Genomic DNA, 7,003 nt, shown 5'->3' with positions numbered 1-7,003 from the left:
GGGATTTAGACGCTCACCGATTTAACTAGGTGTTTCAAATTCATTGACACGTTCCGCTGGCGATGAGTCGCCATGGTGGCGCTCATTGATCCTCCCCGTTCGATTTACCAAAATTTACCGCAATTCACCACACTTGACTGGCTCTTTTTCAATTCCGACGTAATCTTTCTTCTAGTCAGACGCTATTCATCTCAGAGGCGAGCACCGGCAAAGCGGCGGATAGATTCCCATCACATACCGCGGCGACACGCCCAGCGACGAGTGTTCGTCGTAGATGGTGAGTGTGTCTGTCAATGCGACAAACTATCTAGGATGAACATCATGAACTCCAGCATTGACATTGTTACACCGGACGGGAGTTTCTACGCTTATCTCGCAGAGCCGAAAGCAATACCTGCACCAGCAGTGGTTGTCCTCCAAGAAGCGTTCGGAGTCAACGAAGATCTCCGTGCGACCTGTGATGAGCTCGCTACGAAGGGGTTCATCGCCGTTTGTCCGGATCTCTATTGGCGTCAGGAACCTATGCTCCAGCTATCCGAAAAGACCGACTGGCCAAGAGCAGTTGCGCTTTACCAAGCGCTCAACATAGATAAAACGGTTGCGGACGTCCAAGCAACCGTGGACCAGACGAGGGCCATGATTTGGTGCACGGGCAAGGTTGGTGTTATGGGATTTTGCTTGGGTGGATTGCTCACTTATCTAATGGCCGTACGAGGTGGCGTCGATGCCGGTGTCTGCTATTACGGAGGCAGGACGGAAGAGTTTCTCAGCGAGAGTCCCGGTCTAAGCGGGCCGCTCCTTATGCACTTAGGCGAGCTGGATGAGTTCATATCCACTACAGCACAGGTCGCAATCCGCGAGGAATTGGCGCCGAAAGGTGTTGAAATACATACGTATCCTGGGTGCTCGCACGCATTTGCCCGGCACCAAGGTATGCATTACGACGCTGAAGCCGCGTCGCAGGCAAACGCACGAACGGTGGCATTCTTTCAAAATCATCTTCGAGGTTGAACGGAGACATTAGCTTGCAGTGGCCGTCACCAGATTGGAACTAGCGGCGGGTCGTCGAAGAATTCATACGACCAGCGCAGCGCGATGGTACCTCTTCCATTTCGCTTCAAGAACGCTGAACAACTTTCTTTGTTGACCGCGCAATAAGGGAGCAACGTCCACTTTTTCTGCGAGGGCAGAGGGGAAGAAAAATATGGGAAATCTGCATTTACCAACGGGGCTAATGGCAACGCGTCGAGAGCTTTTGAAAGCCGCCGCCGCCATCGGTGCGGTCGCCGCGATGCCTCTCGCGGCGTTTGCTATCAAGCCCGCCACGAAAACTTCGGTCCATAGCGACCGCAACCAAGGAGATCAGGCGATGAACACTGTCAAGACCAAAGACGGCATTTACATTTTCTACAAGGACTGGGGAAAGGGACAGCCAATAGTCTTCTCGCACGGCTGGCCACTGAGCGCTGACGATTGGGACGCCCAGATGATGTTCTTTCTGAATCACGGCTTTCGCGTCATCGCGCACGACCGCCGGGGTCACGGGCGTTCGACCCAGACGGCCGACGGCCACGATATGGATCATTATGCCGATGATCTCGCGGCTCTTACCGCGCATCTAGATTTGAAGAACGCCATCCACGTCGGCCACTCCACCGGGGGCGGTGAGGTTGTGCATTATTTAGCGCGTCACGGCGAGAGTCGCGTGGCCAAGGCTGTGATTATCAGCGCCGTGCCACCGCTTATGGTGAAGACGGCCAAGAATCCGGGAGGTCTTCCCAAGGAAGTCTTCGACGGATTTCAGGCGCAGGTCGCCAACAACCGGTCGCAGTTTTATCGCGACGTAGCCGCGGGTCCGTTCTACGGCTATAACCGGCCAGGTGCTAAAGCGTCCGAAGGGGTCATCCAGAACTGGTGGCGCCAAGGCATGGAAGGGGGCGCCAAGGCGCACTACGATGGCATTGTAGCCTTTTCCCAGACGGATTTTACCGAGGACCTAAAGAAGATCTCGGTCCCGACACTGGTGATGCACGGCGACGATGATCAGATCGTACCCTATGCCGATTCTGCGCCGCTGAGCGCCGCGTTGCTGAAGAATGGCAAGTTGAAAACCTACAAAGGTTTCCCGCACGGCATGCCCACCACGGAAGCCGATACGATCAATGCTGATCTCTTGGCGTTCATCAAGTCCTAAGCCGTCGGGTATCCCTGAGCGGTAGTACCGGCACGCAGCAACGCCAGCAGCTTCGGTGCTGGCGTTGCTGCGTGCCGGGTGGCACCTTCGTATCCTAGCGCAACAAGTTCCGAGCGACGAAATGCTTCTGCAAAGCCGATAAGCAAGAGCACCTTATCTCGAACAGCTTTCAAGGGCTTTTGTTTATCGTCGAGTACCACAAATATCCTCCATGCCACCACATCTATACCCATCCGAATGGGAGCGCTTTATCAAGGCTGGCAGGTTGAGATGCCCAGGTAACGTCCGCTTTGCGTAGCGGTCGGTCAGGGGAGCGTCGTTGATCGTCTCTTTTGGGTCGATTATGTTGAAAAACTCGAAATTTCAGGAATCTCATTTTTCCTGAAAAACGCTATTCATCCGAATTATGAGCTCCAACCATGCTTGAGAAGTCTCGAACACCAAAAATCGAGTTTTTCAACACTATCGGTCGAGGGCTGACGGTCAGCATTTTCTTACGTAACACCATCCGCCGCGCATTTCTTGTGCGTCGCATCACACCATTTGCATCCCATTACAACGCGTTTTACGCGCAGGCTCGCAATAGCGAATGGCGAAGTTCGCGGCCTCGACATACGCCCATGCCAGATAGCGATTGCCGTTCTTGGTGTTACCTTCGCCTTTCTTTTTCCCGTTCGAGACATGAATGCTGCCAACGCAGCGGCAATACGATGCGTAGTTTCCAACATCGGCGAATCGCTCGATGCTGCCTGTTTCAAGAAGGATGACTGTCGCCAAGATCGGTCCGATACCGGACACGGTTTTGAGCAATCCATATCCAGGATTGCCGCGACAGTGCTTGGACAAGGCTTTCTCGATACCATCGATTTGCGTTTGCAATGCCTGCAATACAGCAAGGTTGGCCTTGATGCTGATCGACTCGACAACCCCCACCGACATCCCATCAACGTGCGCGTCGGTCAGTTGCTTGACATCGTTACTGGAAAGTCGGCCGCCCGTTTGTTGTGCTAAACAGGTTTCTATCGAAACGATCTGAGTAGTCCGCTTTTGAACCAGCTGCATACGTTTGCGCGCAAGATCGCGAACCGTCCGCATGGGCTGCGGCATGATATGACCTTCCGGTAGCAACCCCAGCCGCAGAATATGCGCCAGATGCCGTGCATCGGATTCATCGCCGCGGTGCTTTAGTCCGTCGTATTGTTTGATTGCGGTGGTATTGGCCAAATGCAGCGAATAACCCGCGTCAATCAAGCCATCGACAAGCCAATACCAGTTATAAGTCGATTCCACGACAACGCCAAATAGCTCCGGTTAATACGGACTGAGTGCCGAGCAGATCTCAGCCAAATTGTTGGGCAAGCGCCTGGAGTATAGAACCTTATCGGCATCGTCGGATACGACGACAAAGCAGTTGTTCGAATGGGGGTCTATGCCGCAAAATAACATACCGATCTCCTTGATAAAGTGGGGTTCGCACCATTACTTTATCGCTCGGTGCTTGCCGAGGGAGGACGGCTAGATGATTTTCGTGCGACACGAAGTCGCTTGTAGAAGTTGTTCCCACTTCAACGGAGGGAACCACCAGTGTCACCTGGTGAATCTAGGGGCCTGAATAAAGAGCGGCCCTGACAACGTAACGAAGCACCGCAAGGTGTGGGGTATCAATCGCGAGAAGCGTACCCTTCTGGCAGCCACGCGCCGGATGAGTGCCAGATAGTCGGTATGGTGAAAATATTTGAATCTGCGATAAAGATCGTCATCTAGAACAAGCGGAAGTGGCTATTACGCTTGCACCAAACGGTAATGGAGGCGGGAACAGCGTCTGATAATTACGCTCTCGTGACCCATACGCTTCCCGGTCAATAGCAGGCACCTAACCCGACAGACTTTTGCAAGTGGAACGTGGAAACCTCGTATCGCTCCCTTCGGGGACAGCAGACTGCAAAGTCTGCCCATGGCGGTGCGGGAACAGGAACGAGGACAAAGCGAACGCCGCCCTGTAATGGGACGGATAGGGGTTGCAACATCACCCCACGCGAAAGCGGGCAGACTTCCTCATGGTCTCTCCTCACAAGAGAGTTTATAGAACCATCTTCACGGGAGGAAAGCAAATGAATGCTGCAACACTGGCCTGTGCACCTTCCGGCGTGGCATGGGACGGCATCAATTGGGCCGATGTCCAGCGTCATGTAAGACGGCTGCAGGCGCGTACTGTGAAGGCCACACAGGCCGGCAGGCACAACAAGGCGAAAGCCTTGCAATGGCTGCTGACCCACTCGTTTTGCGGCAAGGCATTAGCCGTCAAGCGGGTGACTGAAAATAAAGGCAAGAATACCCCCGGTGTGGACAAGGTAACGTGGAAAACACCGGCGGGAAAGACCAACGCGATTGCGTCGATGAAGCGGCGGGGTTACTCGCCCCTTCCGCTTCGGAGGGTGTTAATTCCGAAGAAGAATGGCAAGACAAGGCCGCTCGGCATACCCGTAATGAAATGCAGGGCCATGCAAGCGTTACATTTGCTGGCGCTGGAACCCATTTCAGAAACCACTGCCGACCGGAACTCATACGGGTTCAGGCCGGAACGCTCAACTGCCGATGCAGGGGAACAATGCTTCAACTCTCTCGCAAAAAAAGTTAGTGCGGAATGGGTGCTGGAGGCCGATATCCAAGGCTGTTTCGACCAAATCAGTCACGACTGGATGATCGCCAATGTCCCTACGGACAAGGCGGTTCTAAAGAAATGGCTCAAGGCGGGATTCGTGTATCAAGACGAACTCTTCCCCACAGAGGCCGGCACCCCGCAAGGGGGCATCATCAGTCCGGTTCTGGCAAACATGACACTTGACGGCCTCGAAGCGATGCTTGCGGAGAAATTTCCGAAAGCGGTGCGAAGAGGTCTGAAAATGCATATGGTGCGTTATGCGGACGACTGTGTGCCATGAACGCAGAGCCCGCAGTCTGGGCGAAGCGATGCTGCATGTGAGATGAGGGCGGGCCCCTCGGAGCCGGTTTGCAGGAACAGGCTCCAAACCACCTTAAGCTGCATGGGTTAAGAGTCCGTGTGGTGAGCGTTAAGGAAAAGGCAGGGCTTGACTCTGTCAGGTATGAATCAAGAAGACGAACGCGAGTGAACCGCTGATGAAGTGTCGAAAGCGTAGGGACGACGTCAAAACCGGGGGGAAGTCGTTGACCCGGGATCAGAATGGGAGGCGACCTGTTTACTGCCCATTTGGCGTCCGGCATGAAGGCGGCGTGAGCTTGATTCAGGCTCAGATGTGGAACTTGGGAACCTGTCGCCTCGATGCGAAGGGAGCGACTCAAGCGGAGATCCCGCAAGAGTCTGAGTACCGATGCGAGGCACAGGGACGGAGCAACCCGTACGAGCGATGACGGTTCTGTAATGGGGCTAGAGCAAAGGGGTTGCATTATCCGGCCTTATGGTTGGGTCAACTTGAAAGAGGATGAACTTGATAGATAAGGCGAAGCCGTTTTGTATTCCGAAGCGCGCGGTGTGGGAGGCGTATAAGCATGTGAAGGCTAATCACGGAGTAGCGGGAGTGGATTGGACAGTCGATTGCAAATTTCGAAGAGAATTTGAGTGGTAATCTCTACAAGATTTGGAATCGGATGTGTTCGGGTAGTTATCATCCGTCGCCTGTGATGAGGGTTGAGATTCCGAAGGCAAATGGGGGAGGTGTCAGGCCGTTGGGAATTCCCACAGTGGCCGACAGGGTTGCCCAGACGGTTGGAAAGAACTATCTGGAACCGATACTGGAAGCTGTCTTCGACGAAGATTCTTACGGATATCGTCCTCATAGGTCTGCGAAGGAGGCGATCGCCATGGCCCGGACGAGATGTTGGCGTAATGACTGGGTCCTGGAGTTCGACATCCGCGCATTTTTCGACAATCTCAATCTGACCTGCTTCTGCGTGCAGTACGTCACCACACTGATTGCAAGTGGTTACTGTTATACGTTGAGCGGTGGCTCACGGCTCCGGTGCAGTTGGAAGACGGAAGCCGGGTGGCACGGGACAAGGGAACTCCGCAAGGGGGTGTAATCAGTCCCTTGTTGAGCAACCTGTTTCTGCATTATGTGTTTGATCGATGGATGAGGAAGCAATTTCCCGACATCCCGTTTGAGCGCTATGCAGATGATGCCATTTGCCATTGTAAGACGTTGGTGCAGGCGCAGCAGTTGCTGGCGGCGCTGGAGCAGCGGTTTGCTGAATGCCATCTGGAACTGCATCCGCAGAAAACCCGGGTGGTGTATTGCAAGGATGATGATCGACGAGGTCGCCATCCTGATCACAGCTTTGACTTTCTGGGCTTTACGTTTCGGCCCCGGCGGTCAAAGAATCGATGGGGCAAGAGTTTTATCAATTTCTCACCGGCAGTGAGCAACAAAGCTGCCAAGACGATGCGAAGCAAGATGCGAGGCTGGGGCCTGCAGAACAGGAGCGATAAATCGCTGGAGGATTTGGCGCGGATGTTCAACCCGGTGATTCAGGGCTGGATGAACTACTTCGCCAAGTTCTATAAATCTGCGATGTATCCGACGTTGCGACATCTGGATCGCTATCTGGTTCGATGGGCTACGAGGAAGTACAAGAAGCTGTATAGACATCGTCGGCGGGCACAGCAGTGGCTAGCGCGTATTGCGCAATCCCGGCCAGGGCTGTTTGCTCATTGGCGGTACGTGCAGCCAACGGCTGGATAATGGGAGCTGTATGAGTCGAGAGGCTCACGTACAGGTGTGCGTCCAGCGAAGGCTGGCGTGTTCAGCAGGAGACAGACCTGCCGGGGAAATA

The 7,003-nt window shown here is 54.1% G+C and carries 7 protein-coding genes; 5 read left to right on the top strand and 2 right to left on the bottom strand.

Annotated elements, in window-relative coordinates; all coding sequences use genetic code 11:
* Positions 1-321 precede the first annotated feature (321 nt).
* Both ACFOFO_RS18810 and ACFOFO_RS18805 read left to right on the top strand, forming a co-directional pair.
* Positions 322-1,011 carry a dienelactone hydrolase family protein gene (locus ACFOFO_RS18810; RefSeq protein ID WP_390328920.1) on the top strand — a complete coding sequence of 230 codons (690 nt, stop codon included), beginning with the start codon at positions 322-324 and terminating at the stop codon, positions 1,009-1,011.
* Positions 1,012-1,369: 358 nt separating this feature from the next.
* Positions 1,370-2,194 carry an alpha/beta fold hydrolase gene (locus ACFOFO_RS18805; protein WP_390328915.1) on the top strand — a complete coding sequence of 275 codons (825 nt, stop codon included), beginning with the start codon at positions 1,370-1,372 and terminating at the stop codon, positions 2,192-2,194.
* On the opposite strand, the gene ACFOFO_RS18800 is transcribed toward ACFOFO_RS18805, so the two are convergent.
* Complete coding sequence (locus ACFOFO_RS18800) at positions 2,191-2,394, bottom strand: hypothetical protein (RefSeq protein WP_390328913.1); 204 nt, start codon at positions 2,392-2,394, stop codon at positions 2,191-2,193. The two genes, ACFOFO_RS18805 and ACFOFO_RS18800, sit on opposite strands and share 4 nt — an antisense overlap.
* A gap of 334 nt (positions 2,395-2,728) precedes the next feature.
* Positions 2,729-3,484: a transposase gene (locus tag ACFOFO_RS18795; RefSeq protein ID WP_390332385.1), complete on the bottom strand. Its 756-nt coding sequence runs from the start codon at positions 3,482-3,484 to the stop codon at positions 2,729-2,731.
* An 821-nt stretch (positions 3,485-4,305) separates the two neighbouring features.
* Here ACFOFO_RS18795 and ACFOFO_RS18790 point away from each other — a divergent pair.
* The 3 genes from ACFOFO_RS18790 (at position 4,306) to ACFOFO_RS18780 (ending at position 6,912) form a co-directional block, all read left to right on the top strand.
* Positions 4,306-5,136, top strand: a complete 831-nt coding sequence (locus tag ACFOFO_RS18790) for a reverse transcriptase domain-containing protein (RefSeq protein ID WP_449369379.1) — start codon at positions 4,306-4,308, stop codon at positions 5,134-5,136.
* Positions 5,137-5,821: 685 nt separating this feature from the next.
* Positions 5,822-6,253 (top strand): reverse transcriptase domain-containing protein, encoded by a 432-nt coding sequence (locus ACFOFO_RS18785; RefSeq protein ID WP_390329424.1) that lies wholly within the window; start codon positions 5,822-5,824, stop codon positions 6,251-6,253.
* Entirely contained in the window at positions 6,160-6,912 is a 753-nt protein-coding gene (locus ACFOFO_RS18780) for a reverse transcriptase domain-containing protein (RefSeq protein WP_449369380.1), read from the top strand. The genes ACFOFO_RS18785 and ACFOFO_RS18780 overlap by 94 nt, the downstream gene beginning before the upstream one ends.
* The last annotated feature ends 91 nt before the right edge of the window (positions 6,913-7,003 follow it).

The sequence above is a fragment of the Pseudundibacterium arcticum genome (assembly GCF_042646465.1).
GTDB classification, from domain to species: Bacteria; Pseudomonadota; Gammaproteobacteria; order Burkholderiales; family Burkholderiaceae_D; genus Undibacterium_A; species Undibacterium_A arcticum.
The sequence above is the reverse complement of the archived record's forward strand: the minus strand, read 5'-3'. Positions and strand labels throughout refer to the sequence as shown.